Consider the following 1,179-nt stretch of genomic DNA (forward strand, 5'->3'; position numbering starts at 1 on the left):
CGCCTACTAGCCTGGCACAGCTCGGCATCGAAGGCAAGGTGCTAGACGAGGTCATAGACGTAGCCGCGACAAACGCCAAAGCTTGGAATATGGCGGAGCTCTACAGCCGCGAAAATATCGCTAAAATTTTAGATTTTGCAAAATAAGGCACGAGCGCATAGATAAAATTTAAATAGAAGGAGCGAGCGATCGCCCTTTCCTGGAAAGGCAGGCGGCAGTGTGGGCGCGCTAGAGATTCCCTTTCTAAAAAAACAAGCGGCGCGTCTAAATTTAAAGCTCAGATGACTGCAGATCGAGCGTGAAATTTAGCTATGTTTGGAAGGGTAAATTTTGCCACATAATACTTGCGCCAAATTTGATGCGCAAGTCTCGCAATAAATTTTACTCCGGCGCAAAGTTTTGTTGCGTTTAATGGCTTTGCTTAAACGCTCTTATCCCGCGCTATCTAAAAATTCGCTCGTTAAATTTTAATTTCGGCTTTATATTTGTGATTGCAAAATTTGCTTTTATATGCCGCTGCGCATTTAAATTTTATCCCTCGATGCTAAGCAGATCGCCGAAAATTTCTTTGCAATACTGAATGAAGCGTTTGGGAATTTTGAGGCCGCAGATATCCACGGTGATGACGCTGTCTTGGACTTCAAAAACGATAAGCTCTAGTGATTTTCACCGCCTTGCAGGCGCCACGGCATACGTCACCTACACTCGGCGTATAAGCCGTTATGCGGTGCGTCCTCGTACCGCCCGAGCTTGATAGGTCTTTGGAAAAGCAGATAGTTTTTATAGTCGTACCTGTCGTCCGCAAGGCCTATCGTATAATAATTATCGGCGCTGTTTTTGGAAGCGGTCGCAATGCTAGCTTTAAAATTTAGCCTAAACGCAAACTTACGCCTTGGCAAAAAACGGCAAATTTTACCGCTTCAAATTTACACTAGCTGCACGCCCCCGCCTTTTACGATCTCGCCGATGACGTAGCCGTCGGTATTTGCTAGTACAAAATCTACGTTTTCTTTCGGTGCTACGACGATCATGCCAATGCCCATATTAAATGTCCTCATCATCTCGGCAGGCTCGACCTTTTGCGCGATGATTTTAAAGATTTCAGGCGTGCGGATCGCGGCATACTCGATCTTCGCACCCAGCCCCTCCGGAAATACTCTCGGCAAATTTTCCACGATA

At 46.0% G+C, this 1,179-nt stretch carries 2 protein-coding genes; both read right to left on the reverse strand.

Annotated features, from left to right (window positions below; all coding sequences use genetic code 11):
• Positions 1-695 precede the first annotated feature (695 nt).
• Entirely contained in the window at positions 696-899 is a 204-nt protein-coding gene (locus tag Q0340_RS05955; RefSeq protein ID WP_298082544.1) for a hypothetical protein, read from the reverse strand.
• 27 nt (positions 900-926) lie between these two features.
• Positions 927-1,179: AIR synthase-related protein (locus tag Q0340_RS05960; protein WP_298082545.1), on the reverse strand; the 253-nt coding region annotated here is incomplete at its 5' end.

Origin of the sequence: uncultured Campylobacter sp. (genome assembly GCF_938045595.1) — a bacterium.
Lineage (GTDB): Bacteria > Campylobacterota > Campylobacteria > Campylobacterales > Campylobacteraceae > Campylobacter_B.